Below are 21299 nucleotides of genomic sequence, written 5' to 3' on the forward strand. Positions count from 1 at the left end.
CGGGCCGTCAGAGCGCTGACGGGGCGGGCCCAGTGCGCGCCGCGGGCGCCGGCCCGCGGGCCCCGGGGGGGCGCGGGGCTGCGCCGCGGCGCGCACTGGGCATGTCCCGTCAGCGCGATGACGTCCCGCGGGAAGGACGGGGGCTCAGGATGCCAGCAGCTCGCGGTAGAAGCGGATGCCCCGCAGCCACACCTCGACGCGGATCCGCTCATCGGGAGCGTGCAGCGCGTCACGCTCTTCCCGCGTGAGGTGGAACGGGGTGAAGCGGTAGACGTGGGGAGTGAGATCGGTGTAGAACCGGCTGTCGCTCGCGCCGAGCTGCAGGTACGGCAGGGTCACCACATCGTCTCCGAGCGTCTCCGCGACCGCGGTCGCCAGGCGTCGCCACGCCTGTCCCTGCCACGGCGACACCGGCGAAGGATCGCCCCCGTGACGCAGCTCGATGTCGATCAGCGGATCCGCCACCGCGCGGCGCAGGTGGATCGCGGCATCCGAGACGGTGTCACCGGTGAGCAGGCGCACGTTGACCGTGGCACGCGCCGTCGTGGCCAGGACGTTGTCGCCGGCGGAGCCTTCGAGACGCGTGACGACCGCGGTCGTCCGGACGAGGGCGTTCGTCTCGGGCCCGAGGGCCGCGAAGGCCGCCGTGAGCGCAGGGGCCGTGACCTTGGCGCGCCGAAACACCGTTCGCAGTGGCTCGGCGGCGTGGGGGGCGGCCGACGCCAGCATCGCCCGCACCGGTGCCGCGAGTCGACGCGGGAACGGGCGCCGCCGGAGGCGGTCGATCGCCCGCGCGAGGCGCGCCGTCGCGGGGAACCGCGGCGGGGTGGACGCGTGACCGCCGGCCTCGCGGGCGATCAGGTCGAACGTCGCGGTTCCCCGCTCGGCGACGCCGACCATGGCGGTGGGTGCCGCGACCCCCGGCAGTGCGCCTTCGACGACGGCGCCGCCCTCGTCCAGAACGAGGGCGGGACGCACCCCCCGCTCTGCGAGAACGCGCGCCATCGCCCGCGCGCCCGTTCCGAGGGTCTCCTCGTCGTGCCCGAACGCCAGCCACACGTCCGTGGACGGGACGACGCCCTCGGCGAGCGCCTGCTCGACGGCCTCCAGGATGGCCACGAGAGCGCCCTTGTCATCGATCGCGCCGCGGGCGTAGAGCGTCGCCTGGGCACCCTCACCCTCGACGACGGCGGCGAACGGGTCGCGCGTCCAGACCTGCCCCTCGGTGTCGACCACGTCCTGGTGGGCCAGGAGCACGAGCGGATCCGTCGGTGACGCGCCCTTCCACCGGTAGAGCAGCGAATGGCCAGCGACGACGTCGCGCTCGAGATGCGTGTGCACGAGGGGATACAGCCGCGACAGCGCGGCATGGAACTCCTCGAACCGTGCCATGTCGGTGCGGGACGTGTCGATGTGGGACACGGTCGGAATGGCCAGCAGCTCGCGGAAGCGCTCGACGGGCGTCATGACGCGAGCCTACGCGGACGGCATCCGTGGTTCGCGGAGCGTCCGACACCGCCCTCACGCCGATACGGTGGACCCATGACCGGACTGCACTGGGGCATCCTCGCCACCGGCGGCATCGCGCACGCCTTCACCTCCGACCTTCGCACCGCGGGTCTCGACGTCACCGCCGTCGGCTCACGCTCCACCGAGAGCGCCCGCGCGTTCGCCGAGCAGTACGGCATCCCGCACGCCCACGGGTCCTACGAAGAGCTCGTCTCCGATCCCGACGTCGACATCGTCTACATCGCGACACCGCACCCGGGCCACGTCGAGAACGCTCTGCTCGCCCTCGACCACGGCAAGCACGTGCTCGTCGAGAAGCCGTTCACCCTCAACGCCGCGGAAGCCGCCGTCATCCGTGACCGCGCCGCACAGACGGGGCTGCTCGCGATGGAGGCGATGTGGACCCGCTACCTCCCCCACATGGTGCGGATCCGCGAGATCCTCGCTGAGGGGACGCTCGGCGAGATCCGGGTCGTCTCGGCCGATCACACCCAGAAGATCTCCACCGACCCCGGGCACCGCTTGAACGCGCTCGAGCTCGGCGGTGGCGCGCTGCTGGACCTGGGCATCTACCCGATCTCGTTCGCCGTCGACGTGCTCGGGCTTCCCGAGCGGATCACCGCGTTCGCACGACTGTCGGACGCCGGCAGCGACGCCGAGGTCGCGACGGTGTTCGTCCACCCCGGCGGCGCGCTGTCGACGACGGTCTCGTCGTCGCGCGGGGCGGGCGCCAACGTGGCGCAGATCGTCGGCACCGAAGCCCGCCTCGAGATCGATCGGGTCTGGTACACCCCCACGACGTTCCGCGTCGTGACTCCCGACGGGTCGGTGCGCGAGGAGTTCGACGGCGCGGTCGAGGGACGCGGGATGCAGTACCAGGCCCTCGCCGCGGAACGCCTCGTGGCCGCCGGCGCCACGTCGAGCGACATCCTCTCGATCGACGACACCATCGCCATCATGGGCGTCTTGGACGAGGTGCGCCGGCAGATCGGCGTGGTCTACCCCTCGGAGCGCTGAGCGGGGTATCCGCCGAACCCGTCTCCGGGGGAGACTGGGGGCATGCCGGATTCCCAGAGCGCTCGCGTCGCCGTCTACCTCGACTTCGACAACATCGTCATGTCCTGGTACGACCGGGTCCACGGCCGCAACGCCTATTCGCGGGATCGGCAGAAGATCGCCGAGAACCCCATCGAGCCCGAGATCACGGAGCGGCTGACGAAGGCGACGATCGACGTGGGCGCGATCATCGACTACGCGGCGTCCTTCGGCACGCTCGTGCTCACCCGCGCCTACGCGGACTGGTCGGCCCCCGTCAACGCGGAATACCGATCGCAGCTGGTGGCTCGAGCGGTCGATCTCGTGCAACTGTTCCCGGCGGCGGCCTACGCCAAGAACGGTGCGGACATCCGGCTCGCGGTGGATGCCGTCGAGGACATGTTCCGCCTCCCCGACCTCTCGCACGTGGTCATCGTCGCGGGTGACAGCGACTACGTGCCGCTCGCGCAGCGCTGCAAACGGCTCGGCCGCTATGTCGTCGGCGTCGGCGTCGCCGGCTCGACGGCGAAGTCGCTCGCCTCGGCGTGCGACCGTTTCGACAACTACGACGCGCTCCCCGGCATCCCGAAGCTCGCCGACACGAAGAAGGATGCCGCGCCCTCGCGGCCCCGCGCCCGCAAGCGCTCGCAGGACCCGTCGGTGAACCTGCTCGAACGCGCGATGCAGCTCGAGGGAGAACGCGCCGACGGGGAATGGCTGCACGCCTCGGCCGTCAAAGACCTGATGAAGCGATTGGATCCCTCGTTCAGCGAGAAATCGCTCGGGTTCCGCAGCTTCTCCGACTTCCTGAAGGCCCAGACCGACCAGGTCGAGGTCGACGAGAACTCGCACATCGTCCAGGTGCGCGCCGTTCCCCGCGCGGGGTGACGCGGCGGCGCCATGAGCGCTCAACCGGTGTGCGGGGGCTCAGCGGCGCTCGGCGCCCGGAGCGACGTGGGCGAGCACGCTCCCCCACACGGCAGTCAGCGTCACCTGCCCGTTGATGGTGTCCAGTCCTTCGGCATCGATGACGTCGACACGGGCGCGAGCGATGCGTCCGGCGTACCACTCCGCGTCGCGCACGGTCGCTGGCCCCTCGCCGCCGACGACGATCAGCGTGTCAGCGGTGACCTCGTCGAGCAGGGGCGTGTGCAGATCGCGACTCAACGGGTCGGATGGGCTTTCGACGCCGACAATCGCGAGACGGTCGACCGTGCCGCCCATGGCCGCCGCCAGATGAATCGCGATGGGCCCCGCCGACCTCTCGCCGACCAGCCCGACACGCGTGCCCGGGGCCTCGCGCGCCAGGAGGTCTTCCAGCGCCCCGACCGTGAGACCCGCGGGTGTCTGACCGCCGAAGGCCGGGGGGTTCTCCAGCTCGGGAGCGTCCAACCCGATCGCGACGATACGAACGTCGAAGCCCGACGTGACACGGACGTCCGGATCGATGGTCGAGATGTCGCCGGTACGGAGCACGACCACCGCACGCGGCGCCCCGGGAGTTCCGAAGCTGCGGTACTCGAGTTCTCCGTCCAACCAGGGCGCACGACTCATCGGGTCATCCTTCCTCGGGGTGCGCGCCCGCGCCGGGGAGCAGCGCGCGCAGGGTGTCGATGGTGTCAGCCTCGGCCGCCGACTTGTCGGGCCGATAGGCCTTGACGCGAGCGAAGCGCAGCGCAACGCCGCCGGGATACCGCGACGATCGTTGAACACCGTCGATGGCGATCTCGACGACGGTGTCGGGCACGACGCGGATGCCGCCGGCGACGGCCCCCGTCTCGCGCTCGGCGAAGTGCGCCGTCTGCCACCGGAGGAGGTCATCGGTCAGGCCCTTGAACGTCTTGCCCACCATCACGAACCGGTCCGCCTCACCGAAGGCCCCCCGAGCATCGCGTGCCCCGAGATGGAGGTTCGACAGCCACTCGGATCGGCGACCCGAACCGCGTTCGACGGCCAGCACGACGAGGTCGAACGTGTGGACCGGCTTGACCTTGAGCCAGCTCTTGCCGCGGCGGCCCGCCGTGTAGAGGGAATCGATGCCCTTGACCATGACTCCCTCGTGACCGGCGCGCAGCGCCGCCCGCGAGAACTCGTCCGCCTCGGCCGGGTTGTCGGTCACGATCGAGGGGATGCGCAGGGCGGGAGCGATCCGCTCGAGCTCGGCTCGGCGAACGGACAGGGGCTCGTCGATGAGGTCGCGCCCGTCGACGTGGAGCACATCGAAGAACCACGGGTGCAGCGCGATCTCGCGCGCCGTCTGGGCACCGAAGCGGGCCATGGTCTCTTGGAACGGCCGTGGCGCACCGTCGTCGTCCAGCGACAATGTCTCGCCGTCGAGGATCACGTCGGTGACCGGCAGCTTCCGGGCCACCTCGACGATCTCGGGCACGCGGTGCGTCACGTCGGCGAGCGTGCGAGTGAACACCCGTACGTCGTCACCGTGACGGTGCACCTGCACACGCGCCCCGTCGAGCTTGTACTCCACGGAGGCGCGCCCCGCGATGGTCAGCCCCTCGCCGACCGAGGTGGCGGTCGATGCGAGCATGGGCTGCACGCCGCGGCCCACCACGAGACCGACCGAGGCGAGATCGTCGACCGAGCCGGTCAGCGCGATCGCGGCCGTCTCCCGGAGGTCGCCCGACAGCATCGCGGCACGGCGGACGAGGGTTCCTTCGCGATCCCCGGCCCGCGCGATGGCGTCGAGAAGCACCCCCTCGAGCGCGCCGGTGCGCAGCTCGCCGGTCACGATGCGCACGAGCAGATGCCACTCGGCGGCGGTGGCGCGGGCGGCCAGCTCGTCCAGCACCGCCTCCCGCACCGCCGTCGACCCGCTCCCGGAGATCGTCGACAGTCGCTCGAAGGCGGCGTCGACCTCGGCGACCGTGAGGGTCGCGACCGCGGCGTGATCCGCGGCCCTCGCCGCCAGGGTCCGCCAGCCGACACCGAGCCGCCCCTGGCGCGGCGCCGCCGTGAGGAACCCCACCACCGGCACGATCTCGTCGGGGGCCAGACGAGCGAGGACATCGGCGAGGGCGTCGACCTTGGCGAGACGCGAGCGCGTGGCAGCCACCGTCTCGAGCGCGACCTGGACATCACCGAACAGCATGTCGGCATCCTGGCATCCCCCTCCGACATCGCCCGTCGGCTTGCGCTCCCCGGCTCGGGATGCCACGGCCCGCCGGCACGATCCCGAACGAGGCAGGGCGGGTCGATGTCGCGCGCGGGTGCGCGGCGTCTCGGTCGCCGTTGATCACACGCCGCCGCTGTTCGCAACCCCCGAATGCGCGCGGCGCACGTGAAGTGTGCTGGATGCCTCTCCCCGGAATGAGGTCCCGTGAACGCTCCCGCCACCGCCGAACAGTCCGCCCGCACCGCCCGCGAGGCCTTCGGATGGGACGCGTTGCTCCCCGGCCAGGCCGAGGCCATCGACGCGATCGTGTCCGGGCGCGACACGCTCGTGGTGTTCCCGACGGGAGCGGGGAAGTCCGCGGTGTACCAGATCGCCGGGTGCGAGCTGGGTGGGGTCACGGTGGTGATCTCGCCCTTGCTGGCCCTGCAGCGAGACCAGATCGCGTCGATCGACGCGGCGCCCGATGCGCCCGCGGCTGTCGCGCTGAACTCCCGGACCGGCGCGCGCGGCCGCACTGCCGCGTGGGCCGCGATCGAGGGCGGCGAGCCGGTGTACGCGTTTCTCGCGCCCGAGCAGTTGGCCAACCCCGAGATCCTCGATCGGCTCTCCGCGGCCGACGTGCGACTGGTGGTCGTGGACGAAGCCCACTGCGTGTCGGCCTGGGGCTTCGACTTCCGTCCCGAGTACGCGCGGATCGGCGACGCCGTCGACGCTCTCGGACGCCCGCCGGTCCTGGCCCTGACGGCGACCGCATCCGGCCCCGTCCGCGACGAGATCGTCGCGAGCCTGGGCATGCGCGATCCCCACCTCGAGGTACGCGGCATGGACCGCCCCGAGATCCACCTGGCCGTCCGCCGACACGAGCACGATGCGGACAAGCAGCGCGCGGTCCTCGACGACGTCTCGGATGCCGACGGCCCGACGCTGCTGTACGTCGCCACGCGCAAAGAGACCGACGCCTACGCCGCGGAACTCGGTGAGCGCGGCCGTCGCGCCGCGGCGTACCACGGGGGCATGGCGCAGAAGAAGCGCGACGCGGTGCACGCCGCGTGGAGCGCGGGCGAGCTCGATGTCGTCGTGGCGACCTCGGCGTTCGGCATGGGAGTCGACAAAGCCGACGTCCGGCGGGTGGTGCACGCCGACGTCACCGAGTCGCTCGACGCGTACGCGCAGGAGATCGGCCGAGCCGCTCGCGACGGGCAGCCCGCGCAGGCGGTGCTGCACTACCGTGCGGAAGACTTCTCGCTCCGCTCGTTCTTCGCGGGCGGACGCAGCAAACGGGCCGACATCGCGGGAGTGTGGGACGCGCTCCAGCGCGGCGACGGCCCGCTGCGGGCCAAGGACATCGCCGCAACGAGCGGCCGATCGACCCGAGCGATCGGGCGCGTGCTGACCCAGCTCGTCACGTGCGGACTCGCTGTGTCGGGCCCCGACGGCGTTTCACCCGCATCGAAGGCGTCGGCGGGAGACGCGGTGGCCGCGGTGCGCGAGCGCGACGAGGCCGAGGAAAGGATTCGTGCCTCACGCATCGAGATCATGCGCGGCTACTCCGAAACCGTCCGCTGCCGACGTCGCGCGCTGCTGGAGTACTTCGGCGTCGATGCGCCCGAACATTGCGGCAGCTGCGATCGATGCGACGCGTCGGCGGCGGAACCCGTGACCGCCGACGCGGCCGTCACGACCGCCGCGGGCGAAGGCATCCGGATCGACGCCGTCGTCGAGCATCACGAGTGGGGCACCGGAACGGTCATGGCCGTCGAGAGCGATCGCCTCACGGTCTTCTTCCCCGACCACGGCTACAAGGTGCTGGCCCGCGCGGCGTTCGAGCGCGGCATCCTCGAGCTCGCCGACGCCGCCTGACATCGAGGAGCCGAAGGCGCCGGTCGCGGCCCTCGCCAGTCACTCGCGCGTGGACCACCATGCCCACGCCACGAGCGGCGCCTGCAAAAAGAGCCGGACCAAGCGCGCGCGGTCTGTGCTCAGCCCCGGCGCGGATCGGCCGGTGCGCCACTGGTGCACGTTCCCGGGGAAGACGGCGATGAAGAACGCCGTGATGGCGGCGCCGATCCGACGGCGCTCCCGCGGGAACGCGACGAGCCCGACCCCCAGCACCACTTCGACGGCACCGGATGCCACGACGATGGCGTCCTTATCGGTCCGCAGCACACCGGTCGCCCAGTCCGGGACGACGATGCGGTACCCGCGACGACCCCACGTCAGATGGCTGACCCCGGCGGCGACCAGCAGCAGCGCCAGGACGCCGCGGGCGAGCGAACGGATGGGGCGACCTCGGCGGCGTGGCATCCGGTCAGTCTGCCATCTGCCCCGCGGGGCCGGGCGTCGCGGGGGCGGTGTCACGCCGATCTCGGGAGCCGACGCCCGCGGCCACGTGCCACAGCCACTCGACCGGCCCGCGGGCGAACTTCCTCAGCCACACGTGCGCGAGCACGGCGACGACGATCGTGATCGCGATGAACGCGCCGACCGTGACCGGCACGCGCCACGCCGCGGCGGAGGTGGCGAGCCCGAGCCCCCACCCGTAGAACAGAGCTCCGCCCAGCAGGTTCTGCAGGATGTAGGCGCTCAGCGCGACCCGACCGATCTCACTCGCACGTCGAGCGACCCACCCGCCGGTTCCCCATTGCAGGCACAGGTGACTGACGAGCCCCAGGATGCCGAGTGCGACCACGGGTGCGACGACGTACCGTTCCACCAGCACGGCGGCAGAAGAGTCCATCAGTGCGAGGACGAGGTCGATGGGTGCGGCCACCGCCCCCGCGATCATCAACCGTGCCCGCAGCCGGCTCCCCTGCGCGGTGAACACCCCGGCGCGCCAGAGCGCCGCTCCCGCGAGGAACATGGCCAGAGACAGAACGGCGATCAGCACGGGCTCGGCGCGGAAGATCTCGAGGTTCTGCAGGCGGAAGACCGCCAGCCCGAGGAAGGACTCGGTCGCGTACGGGCTCGGACCGCTCGGGAGGGCGGACGGCGCGTTCGCGCCGGGCACGGCGACCAGCAGGACGACGACCGCCGTCATGACCGTGACGTGGATGACGGCGAAAACCACGATCATCGCTCGCTGCGCGCGGGGACTCGTGAGGAGGAGGACCGACACCACCGCGGCCGTCACGGCGTAACCCATGAGGACATCGAACTCGGCGATGAGGATGTAGTTGATCACGCCGTCGAGGAAGAGCAGGGCAGCGCGCCACAGATACCGTCCGGGCCACGGGCGGGCGCGGCGCTGCGCCGCTCGATGCTGGATCACCAAGCCGACACCGAAAGTGAGCGACAGCAGGGCGAGGAACTTCCCCTGCGCGAGCGACATGAGAACGAGCTGCGTCGTCGCAGCGGCCGGCGATTCTCCCGGCAGCACCGGATCGGTGAGCATCCCGAGGAGCCCCCACGGGTGCGAGAACACCCAGATGTTGGTGGCGAGGGTCCCGATGATCGCCACGCCCCGCACGACATCGAGCGTCGCGAGCCGCGTTGAAGCGGCATCTGCGGGCAATACATTCGTATTGGTCATGCGAAGACCGTAGCCTAAGGCCGTGACCTCCCGCTCATCCGCAGCACCGGCCGGCCCGCACGGCGGGCGCGAGGCCATCGCCGAAGCCGTGCTCGAGGTGCTGGTGAACGGGGGCGCGGACGCACTGACGGTGCGCAAGATCGCCACCGCCGCCGGAGTGTCCGTCGGCGCCGTTCAGCACCACTTCCCGACGCGTGCGAGCCTCATCACCGCCGCCATGCACACCGTGACGATGCACTTCCGCACGCGGCTCCGCGCCGCGCTGACCGGCGCGGCGACGGCCGAGGAGCGTGTGCGGGTCTTCTGCGACGAGCTCGCCGCCCTCGGCGACGAAGGACGCCGGGACGCGGTGGTGTGGGCGGCGTTCGCCTCCCGCGCGGCGACAGACCCCGAAGTGAGACTCCTGCACCAGCGCGAATGGGCTCGAACCGAGGAAGGCCTGCGGACGCTTCTCACGGAGGCGTATCCCCGCGCGGACATCTCCGCCGACGACGCCGCGCTCGTGCTCGCTGCGCTCGACGGGATCGCCGTCGCCCGGGGAGCCGAGGGCGACGCGCGGATGACCGCCGAGCGCGGCAGGAGACTCGTCCGCGCCGTTCTGGCTCCGCTCGCTGCGCGTGGGGGCAAACTCTGAACCGACGGTCGGAGCCCGTCGGCACCCGTTCGTGAACCGCCCGACCCGCGCCCACGCCCCTCGCTAGAGCGACGTCACAGCGGGGTCGGGCCCGTCCGTCGCACGAAATCGAGGTACGCCGAGACGCTGTCGTCCGGGACGATGGCCCGCAGGACGACCTCGTCGACGGCAGCCGTGTACGCCTCAAGCGCACCTCCGAGCTCGGTGACGTCGCGGATCGTCGTGTCGGCGGCATCCACCCCCATCCGGGCGAAGTTGGCCGCGTAATTCGGGAACGACGCGTACCGCGCGGTCTCGGCGTCGAGCCGCTCACGCGCCGCATCGACGATCGCCGTGCGCACGTAGACCGCGACGTGGCTCGTCGCGCTGCGCGCCCGCGCCTCCTCAGCCTGCACGGACGCCTCGGCCGGCGGCACCCAGTTCAGCAGCACGCCCTCGGCACGCTCGGCTCCGAGCCGGCGCATTCTCGGCCCGAGCGCCCCGACGAGGACACGCGGAAGGCCCGCGTCGTGCAGCACCGCGATCGCCTCACCCACGCGCGCGAGCGCCCCCTCTTTCGCGACGCCGGAACCGATCCCGATGGTCAGCCGGTCGAGCGGGAGAGCGAGGGATGCCACCTCGGCGGCGATCCGAGAAGGGGGACGGCGGTCGACGGGAACGACACCGGTCGCCAGCCGCAGCGTCGTGGTCACGCGCGCCGCGGCCGCGAGCGCGGCGAGGGCATCGCCGTCGGGGGTGTCGTTGATCCAGAGCGTGTGGAAGCCCGCCGCTTCGACGGAGGGGGCGATCCGGGCAACGGCGTCAGGACCGAGCGAACCGGCGAAACCGATGGAGACGACTCCGCGGCTCACGACACCCCTCCGGCAGCGGGCAGGGCGACGGCGACTTGGCCCACCGCCGCGAAGAACACGGAGAGATCGACGTCGTCGGTGGGTAGGAGCACCACGTCGTCGACGCCGGCCGCCTGGAAGCGCGCGACACCCTCGGCGACCTCTCCCACGGAGCCCGCGAGTGCGCGATCGGCCGCATCCGGGTAGTCGCTCAGCGCGGCGGCAACCCGGTCGGAGGCGCTCGGACCGAACGCGGTGAGGACGTAGGCCACGACATCGGGGCGGCCCTCGCGTGCGGCTTCGGCCCAGCCCGCGCGCACGGTGTCGACGGCGACGCGGATCTCGTTGACGGTGTGTCGGCTGTCGAGAATGACGCCGTCGGCGACCTCGCCCGCGAGCTGCAGCGTGCGGGGTCCTTCGGCGGCTGCGTACACTCGCGGCGCGGTCGCCGGGGGCCAGTCGAGCGACACGTCGCGCAGCCGCACATACCGCCCCTCGGTGGTCACGGCCTCGCCCGCCAGAAGCGCGCGCAACGCGGGCACCTGCTCGCGCATCAGGGTGAGCGGCGAAGCCGCCTTCGCCCCCACCTGCCGCATCCAGTCCTGCACGCCGTGCCCGAAGCCGGGGAGCAGCCGCCCCGGGAACATCCGCTCGATCGTGGCGACCTCCATCGCCGACGCAGCCACGTTGCGCAGCGGGAAGGGCGAGATGCCGACGCCGACGCGCAAGTGGTCGGTCGCCGCGAGAGCACCCGCCGCCGCCGCCCACGCGGACGACCGGAAGCAGTCCTCCCACAGCCACAGCTCGGGCACCCCCTCGCCCTCTGCAACCCGCGCGGCCTCGCGCAATTCCTCGGGCGGGTGCGGGTAGGGGCTGAAGATCGTGCCGATACGACTCATGCCCCTACTCTGCCGTGCCCCACCGACATCGCGGCAAGACAGACACGGCATCCATCACAACTCCTGCAGACCCGGCGCCCGACCCGTCGAACGGCTTCAGATGTAGCGGCCCTCGCAGGAGTTGTGCGCGGCCGAGGGCACGCCCCACATGACAAAGGCCCCCGGAACCCGAAGGTTCCGAGGGCCTCACGAGCGTTACGCGGCGAGCGCGGTCGCCGCGGCGCGGACGACGAACCCGGATGCCGTGGCATCCACCGTCACCGCTCCCCCGTCGGTCAACTCCCCGGCGACGAACAGGTCGGCGATGCGATCGTCGATCTCGCGCTGGATGACACGGCGCAGCGGGCGCGCGCCGTACTCGGGCTCGTACCCGACCTCCGCGAGGCGGTCGATGGCGGCATCCGTCACCTCGAGCGTGACCTCCCGCGCGGCGAGGCGCCGGGACGTCCGCTCCAGCAGCAGCCGGACGATGTCGCGCAGCTGCTCCTTCTCGAGCTTGCGGAACATCACGATGTCGTCGATGCGGTTGAGGAACTCGGGTCGCATCGCCTCGCGGAGCTTGCCCATGACGCGGTCGCGCAGGTCGGCGTCGTCGAACTCCCGGCCGGTCGTGGTGAAGCCGATGGCTCCGGAACGGGATGCCAGGTACTCGCTGCCGAGGTTCGACGTCATCACGATGACGGCGTTGCGGAAGTCGACCGTACGCCCCTGACCGTCGGTCAGGCGCCCGTCGTCGAGCACCTGCAGCAGCAGCGTGAAGACATCCGGGTGGGCCTTCTCGATCTCGTCGAACAGTACGACCGAGTAGGGGTTCCGGCGCACGCGCTCGGTGAGCTGGCCGGCCTCGTCGTAGCCGACGTATCCCGGAGGGGCACCGATGAGGCGCGACACGGTGTGCCGCTCGCCGAACTCGCTCATGTCGAAGCGGATCACGGCGGCGTCGTCGTCGAACAGCGATCCCGCGAGGGCCTTGGCGAGCTCCGTCTTGCCGACACCGGTGGGGCCGGGGAACAGGAACGACCCGACCGGCCGGTGCTCGTCGCCGAGACCGGTGCGGTTGCGGCGCACGGCCTTCGCGACCGCGGTGACCGCGGCATCCTGTCCGATGACCCGCGCGTGCAGGTCGTCCTCGAGGTGCGCCAGCCGTCCGCGCTCGGTAGCGGTCAGCCGAGACACGGGGATGCCGGTGGCTCGACTGATCACGGCGGCGATCTCGGGCTCGTCGACCACCGCGTCAGGGCGCGGGGCGGACGTCGCGGATGCCAGCTGCTCCTGCACCGCCGTGATCTCGTCGCGGATGCGCGAGGCCTCCTCGTAGTGCTCGGCCGAGACCGCCGCGTTCTTGTCGGCTTCGAGCGTCGCCAGGCGCTCCACGAGGGCGGACACGTCGACCTTGGCACCCAGACGCAGGCGCAAGCGGGCGCCCGCCTGGTCGATGAGGTCGATCGCCTTGTCGGGCAGGACGCGGTCCGGCAGGTACCGGTCGCCGAGCTCCACCGCGGCGCGCAGCGCGTCGTCGGTGTAGGTCACGGCGTGGTGCTCCTCGTAGGCCGAACGCAGACCCCGCAGGATCTCGACGGCGTCTGTGATCGACGGCTCGCCGACGCGCACGGGCTGCAGGCGCCGCTCGAGGGCGGGGTCCTTCTCGATCGTGCGGTACTCCTTGAGCGTCGTGGCACCGATGAGGTGCAGCTCACCGCGGGCCAGGCGCGGCTTCAGGATGTTCCCGGCATCCATCGCCCCTTCGCCTCCGGCTCCGGCGCCGACGATCGTGTGGACTTCGTCGATGAAGACGACGAGCTTTCCGGACTGTGCGGCGATCTCGTCCATCGTCTGGGTGAGGCGCTCCTCGAAGTCGCCGCGGTAGCGGGCTCCGGAGAGCATCGCGGCCAGGTCGATCGAGACGACGCGCGTCTCGCGCAGCTGCTCGGGCACGCTGCCGTCGACGATCGCGCGGGCCAGGCCCTCGACGACGGCGGTCTTGCCGACGCCCGCCTCGCCGATGAGCACGGGATTGTTCTTCGTGCGGCGGCTGAGGATCTCGATGGTCTGCTCGATCTCGTCGGCGCGACCGATGACCGGGTCGAGGCGCCCCTCGCGGGCGAGAGCGGTCAGGTCGGTGCCGAAACGATCGAGGTTCGGGGTGGGGGATGCCGCCTCCTCCTGCGCCGCGGTCTGCTCGGCGCCGACGACGGTCTCGCGCACACCCTGCGTCAGGGCCTCGGCGGTGACACCGGCCTGGGCCAGGATCTGCCCCGCGGGGGCGTCCTGCGCGAGGACGAGGGCGAAGAACAGGTGGTCGGGGTCGACGTAGGTGGATCCCGCTGCACGGGCGACCTGGAAAGCGTGGAACAGCGCGCGCTGGACCGATCCCGCCACGACGGCACCGTCGACGTCGGCGGCGGGACCGGCGGCCGGCAGACGGCTCTCGGCGGCGCGGGCGATCGCGGCGGGGTCGGCGCCCAGGCGCGCGACGGCGTCACGCGCGGGCGCCTTACCGACGAGCACGTGCAGGACGTGCAGCGCGTCGAGCTCGCGCTGGCCGCGGCCCAGGGCGTAACGGCCGGCCTCCTGCAGGGCTTCCTGCGTGCGGGCGCTCAGGAACCTGCTGAGGTCGATCGAACGCTCGGCGCGTGCCCGCTCTCCCGCGAGGTAGCGCGCGAGGAACTCGTCGAACGACTGGGCGCCGTTGTCCCCGGCGCCGGGGGTGACATCTTCAGGCAATTCCGTCTCCTGTGATACGTGAGTGGAGTCGACTCAAGTTTGCGACTTGAGTGGCTGCGTATCAAGTTCAACGGTGAGGCTCCGAGGATATTCCCGGCGATCAGGTCCCAGCGCGAAGACGCGGATCCGGCTCGTCCCACAGCTCCACGGTCTGCAGCACCCAGAACACCGCGAACAGCCCGAGCGCCACCGCCTCACCGAGGAACACCCACGGCACCGGGACGGTCGTATCCGCTCCCAGCGCGGCGGCGACCAGCGTCGCCCCGAGCCCAGCCAGGGCGAACAGGATGCCGACGGCCACCGCGGCGTAGGCGGGGCGGAATCGCTGCGGCGCGCGCTGCGGTCGCCACGCGGCGAGCGCCGCGACGGCCCCGATGAGCAGGAAGAACGCCACCGCCGCCGCGTTGTGCGCGAGAGCGAGGAAGGCATCGGGAGCGACGAGAGCCCACAGGAGGAAGCCCGTCGCGACCACCCCGACGGAGCCGGCGGTCAGAAGGACTCCGCGCGACACAGTGCCCTGCACCCGCGCGAGCACGAGCGCCGCGAGCACACCGACGTACACGACGGATGCCACCGCGATCCCGTTGTTCACCACCGTCGGGACCACCGCGGACGGCACGCACCGCCCGGCCGGACCGCAGACCTCGCTCTCGACGGTGGTGGGCACCACCGCCACCGCGAGCGCCAGCACCGCAGCGACATCGAGCAGCCCTTGCTCGATGCTGCGGCCGGACAGGGCGAGGAACGCGGCTGCGACCACGAACAGCGCCGAGACGAACATCGGCCCTGCCGGCGTGTAGTACGCCGCGCTCAGTGACGCCGGCACTCCCCCGGTGACCGACTGCACGGCCACCGCGACGATGAGGAGCAGGGTCGCGGCGAGGATCGTCACCCGCACGTACCGGTAGGTGCGCTGCGTAGACGTGGTGCGGATGCGCATGCGCACATCTTGTCAGCGACCCCCGACGCGGCTGGGCGGCGCTCTGCGAGAATTCCCGAATGCACGAGTTTCTCCAGGGCGCCCGCATGCTGCTCCGCGGCCTCGGGCAGTGGCGTCGCTCCCCGGGCGCGATGGCCCTCGGCCTCATCCCCGGCTTCGTCGTGGGTCTGGTCTTCACGGCGGCACTCGTCGGGTGGGCGGTGTTGCTGACGAACGTGGTCGACGACTGGACTCCCTTCGCCGACGATTGGACGCCCCTCTGGGCCACCGTCGTACGCACGGCGATCGGCGTGGCCTCGTTCGGCGCGGTGGCCTTCCTGGCGATCGTGTCGTTCACCGCGGTCACCCTCACCGTCGGGGAACCGTTCTACGACCGCATCTGGCGGGCGACCGAGCGCACCGCGACCGGTCGGGTCCCCGACGCCGATTACGGCTTCTGGCGCGCGGCAGGAGACGCCGTCCGCCTCATCGCCCGCGGAGCAATGGCGGCGGTCGCGGCGTGGCTCGTGGGGCTGATCCCCTTCGTCGGCGGCATCCTGGGCTTCCTCGTGGGGCTCGTCCTCACGGGATGGCTGCTGGCCGACGAGCTCACCTCGCGCTCCCTCTCCGCCCGCGGGCTGGATCGTCGCGCGAGGCGCGCGGTCCTGCGCGGCAATCGCGCCCGAGCGCTGGGGTTCGGGGTCGCGACGCAGCTGTGCTTCCTCGTGCCGCTCGGGGCCGTGGCCGTGATGCCCGCCGCCGTGGCCGGGAGCACCCTGTGGACGCACGCCGCCCTGCGCGAGACGGCTCGGGCCGAGGACCGGCCCACCGATGCGGCACGATAACCTGAAGCGACCGAAGGGATCCCCATGTTCATCGTCTCGCTCATCCTGTTCGTCGGCGGCATGCTGCTGACCGGCCTGTCGTTCTCGCTCGCCGCGCCCGCGCTGTTCTTCGCCCTCGGCATCCTGCTGGTCGCGGCTTCGCTCGCGCTGCCCTTCCACTTCGGTACACGCTGATCCCCCTCACCGACGGCCCCGACCCCTGGGGAGCGTGATGGCGTGAACATCGCCCTCGACGATCTGAGCCGGTGGCCCGACATCGAGGGCCCGGACCTCGTCGCGGTGGATGCCGCAGACCGGTTGCTCCTAGACGAATCCGCCGGCGCCCGCGCCGCGCTCGCGGACGGCTCCCTCGTGGTCATCGACGACGCCTATGGCGCACTCACCCTCGGCTCGGCCGCGGCCGGCATGCGCGGCATCCGCGTCCACCAGGACGCCCTGTCCGGCGAACGCGCGCTCACCGCGAATGCCCTGCGGGCCGGCCTCGACACCACGTTCACGTCGCACGAACGGGATGCCGACCTCGTGCGCGACGCGCGCGTGATCCTGCTGCGTCTCCCCCGCGCCCTGCGCGCCCTCGACGACATCGCCGGACTCATCGCCGCGTACGCCCACCCCGACGTCGTGGTCTACGCCGGTGGACGGATCAAGCACATGACCCCCGCGATGAACGACGTCCTCCGCGGACGCTTCGCGCGCGTCGACGTCACCCACGCCCGCCAGAAGTCGCGTGTGCTCATCGCCCGCGGTCCCCACGACGGCGCCGACCCGCGACCCGAGGCGGCGACCGTCGACGGCCTGGAGGTACGCGCGTTCGGCGGAGTGTTCGCGGGTGCGTCGATCGACATCGGCACGCGGCTGCTCCTCGCCCACCTCCCCGAGCCCGCGGACGGCGCGATCGACTTCGCGTGCGGCACCGGGGTCGTGGCGGCGGCGTGGGCGACGCGGCATCCGTCCGTCCGTGTGGTCGCGACGGATCGGTCCGCGGTCGCGGTGGCGTCCGCCCGCGCGACGGTCGAGGCCAACGGGGTGGCCGATCGGGTCGAGGTCTTCCGCGACGATCTGCTGGGCTCACGCCCGGATGCCAGCGCCTCCCTGATCGCTCTGAACCCGCCGTTCCACACGGCGGGCGCGATCACCGAGGGCATCGCGCCGCGCATGTTCGCCGACGCCGCGCGGGTGCTGCGGCCCGGGGGCGAGCTGTGGACGGTGTGGAACTCGGCGCTGCAGTACCGACCCGCGCTCGAGCGCCTGGTGGGCCCGACGCGTCAGGTCGCGCGCGACCGCAAGTTCACCGTCACCGCGTCGACCCGGCGCTGAGCCTCAGTCCTTGCCGCCCGGCGGCCCGACGACGAGCAGCACCACGAAGATGAGCGCGACGGCGAGCACGATCAGGATGCCGAGCACCCACGGCCGACGCAGGAAGAACCGCAGCAGCCGGTCGAGGGGCCGCGCGTCGCGCGGGTCGTCGCCCGCTTCGAGTCGCCACGCGCCGCGCAGCCGGCCGGTGCGATGCAGCCACAGCTCCGTCGGGACGGTCGCGTACGGGATGATCGCGCTGACAATGGCGACCGCGGCCGGCCCGAAGCCCCAGCGCTGATTTAACGCCACGAGCACCGCGGTCGCCCCGTAGGCGAGGAAGACGAAGCCGTGGATGCCGCCGCCGATCGTCACGGCGATGGACAGGTCGGCCGTGGCCCGGAGGATGAGACCCGCGATGAGGAGGGTCCACGAGATCGCCTCGGCGATCGCGAGCGTACGGAACAGGGTCAGGGGCGTGCGGAACACGTCTCTCCTCCTCGGTGCAGGGCTTCCCACCCTACGGAAGCGGCCTCGTCGTTGCGCGCTGCGTCCTTCGACATCGAGGGAGCCCTTCACTCACTCGACCGGATCGTCCTCGCGGTCGAGCGTCGGGTCGGAGAGCTCTCCCTCCGCTGCGGTGGACGTGTCCGGCTCGGGGCCGGGGTCGATGGGCGGCTTCTCGCGGTCGGCATCCATGACTCCACTCCATCACACGGGCCACCGCTGACGCCTCCGTCCCCCGGCACGGCGGCGCGCGTCGACCCCCGGCGTAGGCTGGACCGGTGGCGGATTCCCGGGGGCGCGTGTGGACCGGGATCATCCGCATCGGCCCCCATCGCGGAGACCACCGCGTCGCGGCTCGAGCCGCCCTCAGCGTGGGTGTGCCCCTCCTCGTGCTGCTGCTCATCGACCGGTTGGACCTCAGCGTCTACGCGTCGTTCGGCGCGTTCGCCGCGCTCTACGGACGCCTCGACCCGCCGCGCACGCGTGTACGGATGCAGGCCACGGCGGGTGGGATCCTGGTGCTGTCGATGCTTCTGGGCACCGCGCTCTCCGCGGCGGCGACCCCTCCCGTCGTCACCGTCGTCGTCGTGGCGGCCCTCGCCGCGGCGGTGACGCTGTTCGCTTACCGGACGCAGTGGCATCCGCCCGGCGCGCTGTTCACGGTGTTCGCCGCGGGGGCCTGCGCGAGCTTCCCCGCGACCCCCGCGACCTTCGGTCTGGTGCTGTTCGTCGGTGTCAGCAGCGTGCTGTGGAGCCTCACCGTCACGACGCTGTTCGCGCTGGCCCGCCGCGGTTCATGGCACCTGCCCCCGCGGAATCGACCGCAGATCGGAACGGTCGCGTGGGAGATGACCGCGACGGTCGGGGTCGCCGCGCTCCTCGCCGGAGTCGCCGGCGTCCTCCTCGTCGGCACCCACTGGTACTGGGCCATGGTGGGAGCGGTCGCGGCCGTCGGCGGGGCGCACGTCACGGCGCGTCTCGTCCGCGGCGTGCAGCGCCTGGTCGGAACGCTCGTCGGGGTGCTGATCGCCGCGGGACTGCTGGCGCTCGCGCTGCCGCCGTGGGCGGTGCTTGTCATCGCGGTGGCACTGCAGGCCGGAGCGGAGCTGTTCGTCGGCCGGAACTACGGCATCGCGATGGTGTTCATCACCCCGCTCGCGCTGCTCATGGTCTCCCTCGCCTCCCCCGCGACCCCGGAGCTGCTGCTGCGCGACCGCGTGCTCGAGACCGTGATCGGTGTGGCCGTGGGAACCGCCGTGGCGATCGTGTCCGCGACGTTGCGGCGTCGTCCCACCGCCTGAATCGAGGGAGACCCGGATGCCGAACCCGACCCCCGTCGCCCTGACCGTCGTCGGCGCGATCAACGTCGACCTCACGGCGCGCGTCGAGCGCGCGCCCGGCCCCGGCGAGACCGTCGCCGACGGTGTCCTGCAGCGCGGTCCCGGCGGCAAGGGCGCGAACCAGGCCGTCGCCGCCGCCCGCCTGGGGGGCCGGGTGCGCCTGGTCGGCGCCGTGGGCGACGACCTCGACGGAAGAGGCATGCGCGAGCAGCTGGCATCCGTCGGTGTCGACGCGTCGGGCGTCCAAACCGCCGATGCGGCTACCGGCACCGCCCTCATCGTGGTCGACGCGACCGGAGAGAACTCCATCGTCGTGTGTGCGGGCGCGAACGCCGCGATCGACGCCGACGCGCTCGGAATCGCGCCCCGGTCGGCCGTGCTCGCGCAGCTGGAGGTGTCGGATGCCGTGATCTCAGCCGCCGCGGAAGCCGCGGGGTTCTTCGCCCTCAACGCCGCGCCCGCGCGTCCGCTCCCCGCGGGGGTGCTCGAGCGCGCCGACCTCGTCATCGTGAACGAGACCGAGTACGCGCAGCTCCCCGAGGTTCATGACGCGCCCCTGCTGTGCGTGACGCTCGGCGGGGAGGGCGCACGGTTGTATCGGCACGGCGAGCTCGTCGCCTCCGCCCCCGGCGTGCCCACGACGGTCCGCAACACCGTGGGCGCGGGCGACGCGTTCTGCGCGGCGCTGGTCGTCGGTCTGCTGCGCGGCGACGCCGAGACCGACGCGCTCGCGCGCGCGTGCGCCGTGGGGGCCGCGGCCGTCGCGGACGACGCGTCTCAACCCGCGCTCGGGCCGCTCGACACGTACGGGGTGTGATCCGGCGATCGCTCGGGCCCAAACTCACGATGTCCGAGAGGCTTCGCACGCAGCGCTTTCCGCCGTAGAACCTCCGCCCCGCCGAAAACGGACCTCGCATATCGTTTAGCGGCTAAAGTAAACGGCATGGTGACGATTGCTCTTTTCGGTGCGACGGGCAAGACCGGGCGACGCGTGCTCCGGCGCGCGATCGATCGCGGAGACGATGTACGCGTGCTCGTCCGGGATCGCGAAAAACTCACGATGTCCTCCCCTCGGCTCACGGTGATCGAGGGCGACGTCCTCGACGCGGCGAAGGTGTCCGAGACAGTGGCGGCGGCGGATGTCGTGCTGAGCGTGTTCGGCCAGGTGAAGGGCTCACCGGCGAGCCTGCAGACCGACGGGACCGCGTTGATCGTCCAGGCCATGAAGAAGCACGGTGTTCGGCGGATCGTGACGCTGTCCGGAGGGGGCCTTCCCGCAGAGCCGGACCGCCCCAAGGTCGCCGACAAGATCATCCGCTTTCTCCTGAAGACGCTGTCGGGGCACGTCCTGGCCGACGCGCGAGGCCACCTGACCGTGTTGCAGGGCTCGGGGCTCGACTGGACGGTCGTACGGGGACCGCGGCTGACCGAGAAGCCGGGAACCGGCACGTACCGGGTCGGCTGGGTCGGGGTGAACGCCAGCACGCAGATCAGCAGGGATGATCTGAGCGACTTCCTCCTGACCCAGGTGGACGACCGCACCTTCGTCGGCCAGTTGCCGTTCGTGAGTGCGTGACCCCGGGCGATGACACAGCGCGTGGAGCGGACGACCGCGATCGGTGATGTGCTCGAAGCGGTCGTGACCCTGTCGCGGGGGCTCGCCGGCCCCCGATCCACCCCGTTCGGGGATCTCGTGCTCACGCGCACACAGTGGGACATCCTCTTTCTTCTCGCTCACGACGCGGAGCCGATGACTCCTGGTCGTCTCGCGCGGACGCTGAAGGTCACCCCGGGCGCGATCACCCAGGCGATGGATCAGCTCCGCACGCACGCACTGGTGGAGCAGTTCTCCTCAGACAGCGACGGACGGGCCCGCGTGTGGCGGCTGACCGCCTCCGCGTCCGCGCAGGTCGCCGCGTTCGAGGCCGCGACGATCGACCGCACCGCACCGTGGTTCGACGCGCTCTCCGACGGAGAGCTCACCCAGCTAGCCGCACTGCTGAAGCGGGTGGACGCGGCCTGACGTCGCACCCGTCGGGACTCTCGCAGGACGGCTTCCGGCTTAGCGGTGGCTGACGACCGCCTACGAGGTGGAGATATCC

The 21299-nt window shown here is 71.8% G+C and carries 21 protein-coding genes; 11 read left to right on the forward strand and 10 right to left on the reverse strand.

All coding sequences use genetic code 11. The features are described 5' to 3' along the window. Positions 1-144: 144 nt before the first annotated feature. Positions 145-1467: a M20/M25/M40 family metallo-hydrolase gene (locus MHY30_RS11540; protein ID WP_239277067.1), complete on the reverse strand. Its 1323-nt coding sequence runs from the start codon at positions 1465-1467 to the stop codon at positions 145-147. A gap of 75 nt (positions 1468-1542) precedes the next feature. Between MHY30_RS11540 and MHY30_RS11545 the strand changes: the two genes are divergently transcribed. Both MHY30_RS11545 and MHY30_RS11550 read left to right on the forward strand, forming a co-directional pair. Beyond that, positions 1543-2526: a Gfo/Idh/MocA family protein gene (locus tag MHY30_RS11545; protein ID WP_239277068.1), complete on the forward strand. Its 984-nt coding sequence runs from the start codon at positions 1543-1545 to the stop codon at positions 2524-2526. Positions 2527-2568: 42 nt separating this feature from the next. Beyond that, positions 2569-3432 (forward strand): NYN domain-containing protein, encoded by an 864-nt coding sequence (locus tag MHY30_RS11550; RefSeq protein ID WP_239277069.1) that lies wholly within the window; start codon positions 2569-2571, stop codon positions 3430-3432. 39 nt (positions 3433-3471) lie between these two features. Here MHY30_RS11550 and MHY30_RS11555 read toward each other — a convergent pair whose 3' ends face one another. Next, positions 3472-4098 carry a hypothetical protein gene (locus tag MHY30_RS11555; protein ID WP_239277070.1) on the reverse strand — a complete coding sequence of 209 codons (627 nt, stop codon included), beginning with the start codon at positions 4096-4098 and terminating at the stop codon, positions 3472-3474. Positions 4099-4102: 4 nt separating this feature from the next. Then, positions 4103-5650: an ATP-dependent DNA ligase gene (locus MHY30_RS11560; protein ID WP_239277100.1), complete on the reverse strand. Its 1548-nt coding sequence runs from the start codon at positions 5648-5650 to the stop codon at positions 4103-4105. A gap of 228 nt (positions 5651-5878) precedes the next feature. On the opposite strand from MHY30_RS11560, the gene MHY30_RS15380 reads away from it, so the two are divergent. Next, positions 5879-7534 carry an ATP-dependent DNA helicase RecQ gene (locus MHY30_RS15380; protein ID WP_239277071.1) on the forward strand — a complete coding sequence of 552 codons (1656 nt, stop codon included), beginning with the start codon at positions 5879-5881 and terminating at the stop codon, positions 7532-7534. A gap of 39 nt (positions 7535-7573) precedes the next feature. Here MHY30_RS15380 and MHY30_RS11570 read toward each other — a convergent pair whose 3' ends face one another. Together MHY30_RS11570 and MHY30_RS11575 are read right to left on the reverse strand one after the other, a co-directional pair. After that, the gene (locus MHY30_RS11570; protein ID WP_239277072.1) at positions 7574-7978 is read right to left on the reverse strand and encodes a hypothetical protein; all 405 of its coding nucleotides are present in this window, start codon (positions 7976-7978) and stop codon (positions 7574-7576) included. Positions 7979-7982: 4 nt separating this feature from the next. Further along, positions 7983-9203 carry a DUF418 domain-containing protein gene (locus MHY30_RS11575; RefSeq protein WP_239277073.1) on the reverse strand — a complete coding sequence of 407 codons (1221 nt, stop codon included), beginning with the start codon at positions 9201-9203 and terminating at the stop codon, positions 7983-7985. 22 nt (positions 9204-9225) lie between these two features. Between MHY30_RS11575 and MHY30_RS11580 the strand changes: the two genes are divergently transcribed. Next, positions 9226-9837, forward strand: coding sequence for a TetR/AcrR family transcriptional regulator (locus tag MHY30_RS11580; RefSeq protein ID WP_239277074.1), 612 nt, complete (start codon positions 9226-9228; stop codon positions 9835-9837). Between the two features lie 74 nt (positions 9838-9911). Here the strand turns inward: MHY30_RS11580 and MHY30_RS15385 are convergent, their stop codons facing one another. The 4 genes from MHY30_RS15385 to MHY30_RS11600 form a co-directional block, all read right to left on the reverse strand. After that, positions 9912-10688 (reverse strand): LLM class flavin-dependent oxidoreductase, encoded by a 777-nt coding sequence (locus MHY30_RS15385; protein WP_239277075.1) that lies wholly within the window; start codon positions 10686-10688, stop codon positions 9912-9914. Beyond that, the gene (locus MHY30_RS11590; RefSeq protein ID WP_239277076.1) at positions 10685-11566 is read right to left on the reverse strand and encodes an LLM class flavin-dependent oxidoreductase; all 882 of its coding nucleotides are present in this window, start codon (positions 11564-11566) and stop codon (positions 10685-10687) included. Before MHY30_RS11590 ends, MHY30_RS15385 begins: the two co-directional genes overlap by 4 nt. A gap of 195 nt (positions 11567-11761) precedes the next feature. Next, positions 11762-14290 carry an ATP-dependent Clp protease ATP-binding subunit gene (locus MHY30_RS11595; RefSeq protein ID WP_239277077.1) on the reverse strand — a complete coding sequence of 843 codons (2529 nt, stop codon included), beginning with the start codon at positions 14288-14290 and terminating at the stop codon, positions 11762-11764. Between the two features lie 100 nt (positions 14291-14390). Then, positions 14391-15230, reverse strand: coding sequence for a hypothetical protein (locus MHY30_RS11600; protein ID WP_239277078.1), 840 nt, complete (start codon positions 15228-15230; stop codon positions 14391-14393). 59 nt (positions 15231-15289) lie between these two features. Between MHY30_RS11600 and MHY30_RS11605 the strand changes: the two genes are divergently transcribed. Genes MHY30_RS11605 through MHY30_RS11615 form a run of 3 tightly spaced genes read left to right on the forward strand, consistent with a single transcriptional unit; the run spans position 15290 to position 17371 of the window. Further along, positions 15290-16054: an EI24 domain-containing protein gene (locus MHY30_RS11605; RefSeq protein WP_239277079.1), complete on the forward strand. Its 765-nt coding sequence runs from the start codon at positions 15290-15292 to the stop codon at positions 16052-16054. A 24-nt stretch (positions 16055-16078) separates the two neighbouring features. Next, positions 16079-16228 (forward strand): hypothetical protein, encoded by a 150-nt coding sequence (locus MHY30_RS11610; RefSeq protein WP_166671746.1) that lies wholly within the window; start codon positions 16079-16081, stop codon positions 16226-16228. 42 nt (positions 16229-16270) lie between these two features. Further along, positions 16271-17371 (forward strand): methyltransferase, encoded by a 1101-nt coding sequence (locus MHY30_RS11615; protein ID WP_239277080.1) that lies wholly within the window; start codon positions 16271-16273, stop codon positions 17369-17371. 3 nt (positions 17372-17374) lie between these two features. Here MHY30_RS11615 and MHY30_RS11620 read toward each other — a convergent pair whose 3' ends face one another. Next, positions 17375-17839: a DUF3817 domain-containing protein gene (locus MHY30_RS11620; RefSeq protein WP_239277081.1), complete on the reverse strand. Its 465-nt coding sequence runs from the start codon at positions 17837-17839 to the stop codon at positions 17375-17377. Between the two features lie 296 nt (positions 17840-18135). On the opposite strand from MHY30_RS11620, the gene MHY30_RS15390 reads away from it, so the two are divergent. The 4 genes from MHY30_RS15390 (at position 18136) to MHY30_RS11640 (ending at position 21220) form a co-directional block, all read left to right on the forward strand. Then, a complete protein-coding gene (locus MHY30_RS15390; protein ID WP_239277082.1) occupies positions 18136-19158 on the forward strand; it encodes an FUSC family protein in 1023 nt (340 codons plus the stop codon). 16 nt (positions 19159-19174) lie between these two features. Continuing rightward, positions 19175-20014: a ribokinase gene (locus tag MHY30_RS11630; protein ID WP_239277083.1), complete on the forward strand. Its 840-nt coding sequence runs from the start codon at positions 19175-19177 to the stop codon at positions 20012-20014. 126 nt (positions 20015-20140) lie between these two features. After that, the gene (locus MHY30_RS11635; RefSeq protein ID WP_239277084.1) at positions 20141-20773 is read left to right on the forward strand and encodes an NAD(P)-dependent oxidoreductase; all 633 of its coding nucleotides are present in this window, start codon (positions 20141-20143) and stop codon (positions 20771-20773) included. Between the two features lie 21 nt (positions 20774-20794). Then, positions 20795-21220, forward strand: coding sequence for a MarR family winged helix-turn-helix transcriptional regulator (locus MHY30_RS11640; RefSeq protein WP_239277085.1), 426 nt, complete (start codon positions 20795-20797; stop codon positions 21218-21220). The last annotated feature ends 79 nt before the right edge of the window (positions 21221-21299 follow it).

Source organism: Microbacterium sp. ACRRU, from assembly GCF_022346945.1.
GTDB lineage: Bacteria > Actinomycetota > Actinomycetes > Actinomycetales > Microbacteriaceae > Microbacterium > Microbacterium mcarthurae.